The sequence below is a fragment of the Microcoleus sp. B4-D4 genome (genome assembly GCF_036705185.1).
Classification (GTDB): domain Bacteria; phylum Cyanobacteriota; class Cyanobacteriia; order Cyanobacteriales; family Microcoleaceae; genus Microcoleus.
In genome coordinates, this window is record NZ_JAUBTX010000108.1 from 1 (window position 1) to 1848 (window position 1848).

The 1848-nt window shown below is 44.5% G+C and carries 2 protein-coding genes; both read right to left on the bottom strand.

Translation table 11 applies throughout. The features are described 5' to 3' along the window. Nucleotides 1–9: 9 nt before the first annotated feature. Nucleotides 10–1149, bottom strand: coding sequence for an RNA-guided endonuclease InsQ/TnpB family protein (locus QUB13_RS30265; protein ID WP_333388749.1), 1140 nt, complete (start codon nucleotides 1147–1149; stop codon nucleotides 10–12). Between the two features lie 7 nt (nucleotides 1150–1156). Next, the gene (locus QUB13_RS30270) at nucleotides 1157–1774 is read right to left on the bottom strand and encodes an IS607 family transposase (RefSeq protein WP_194071284.1); all 618 of its coding nucleotides are present in this window, start codon (nucleotides 1772–1774) and stop codon (nucleotides 1157–1159) included. Nucleotides 1775–1848 lie beyond the last annotated feature (74 nt).

Consider the following 1848-nt stretch of genomic DNA (forward strand, 5'->3'; position numbering starts at 1 on the left):
CTGACGGTGTTACGCTGCACAACCCTGGACAAACAGGGCATACGCGATAGCAATACTTTCGCTATTGATAGCTAAAGCAAAGGAGCCGTCCCTCAAAGCTCGGATCATAATGTTCCGAGCGCCGCCCCAATCTCGGTCATGTTCGTGACCGCAGTTGGGACATTTAAATGTTTTAGAGCCGCCTAATTTATTGTGTGTCTGTCCGCATTGGGTGCAAGTTTTTGATGTGTAGGATTCGTTCACATCAATTATGACAACACCACGCTTGAGAGCTACTTGCTTGAGATGACGTTCAAAGCGGTAATGCCCCCAAGTCAGCATTTGTCTAGCAGTTTTGGTATGCAGCTTACGAGACGCCTTGACTACCATCTGAGATGTTTCAAATGTCGGTAGCAACATAATTTTGTAATTATTGGTGAGATAATTAGCTATTTGCTTATGAAATTCATCAACCAAGTTGCGGATGCGGATTCTTAAGCGATTAGCAGCCCCCAACATACTGCGCTTTTGTTTTCGATTTTTGGATGAGGCTATTCGTCCCATCAATTTGTCAAGGTGAGAACACAATCTTTGAATGCGCCCAATGTCTGCCTTGCCAAACTCTTGAAATGAGTTACCGTCGTAGCCAGTTAAAAACGTTCTGACACCAGGATCTAGGGCTATTACTTTGTCGAGGACGGGTAGTTTTACCTCTTCCACAACTGGGATGCAAGCAAACCATCGTTTTCGCTCTCTAACAAGCTGGGTTGCAAACTCGACTTGAAGAGGTATTGGTTCGGCTGCATGGAACTTTAAGCCTTTAACCAGCGATGGAAACCAGGTCTGTCCGTTGAAATTGACCTTGTGAAATTTGATGGCTTGAGATGGTTGACGACAACTTCTAAAACTTACTTTTCCACCCTTTGATAAAGCTTGTTTCCAAGCATCCCAAGCATCAAATATGGCATTTTCTTTAGGATGAGATGGTGCAGTTTTTACCCAGTCTGGTAAGTCACAACCTAATACATAGTCTCGCAAAGAATAGGCGCTAGTTATTTTCTCACTTGCCTTTAATGCTGCAATTGCTTTGTTGTAGCAGTAGCGGGCTGCTCCCAGCCAAGACTTCCACTTTTTATGTAACTCGGCTTCTGGATAAACTCTAATCTTCAAGGTTTTATTAGGTGGCGCTTTCTCCTTCTTTTTGTGTCTCGGTTTCTGCTTGTAACTCTTTTTTGATTTGGTTTTCAATGCGTCGGATGGAGTAAAGTCGGCTTGAAAAACTGTGGAGAATTGCGACAATATCTTGAACCAGTTCGGCGTGCGGAGAGAGACTGACTTGGTTGAGAACCACGATTTTGCAGTCAAATTGCTCACAGAGCCACTCGATAATATCAAATCCGAACCTTGCAAGTCGGTCTTTGTGGGCAACCACAATAACTGCGATATCGCGGAGCAAAACTCGTCCCAAAAGGGTGATGAGTCCTTTCCGCCTAAGATTGAGTCCTCCTCCCACTTCCTTAACAATTTCAGCGCCTGGGTAGAGCGCTGATAATCGTTCAACTTGTCGATCGAGGTCTGCTTTTTGAGGTCGGGTAGAGACGCGAGCATAGATAACAGTGGCGCGTCCTCCCTCTGGTTCTGATTCTTTTTTGATGAACTTTTCGATGTCGTACCGTCTTTGACCTGACGGTGTTTTGATTGTGTTGATTTTACCTTCTGCTTCCCATCGTCTGAGGGTTCGGAGGCAAACTCCCAAAGTGTTAGCTGCTTCATTTGGTTTCACGTACTTTGCCATATTAGTATTATGGCTCACCATGTACGCATTGTCCAGTCTTGTCCAATAAATTAATGATTAGAGGCATACCGATC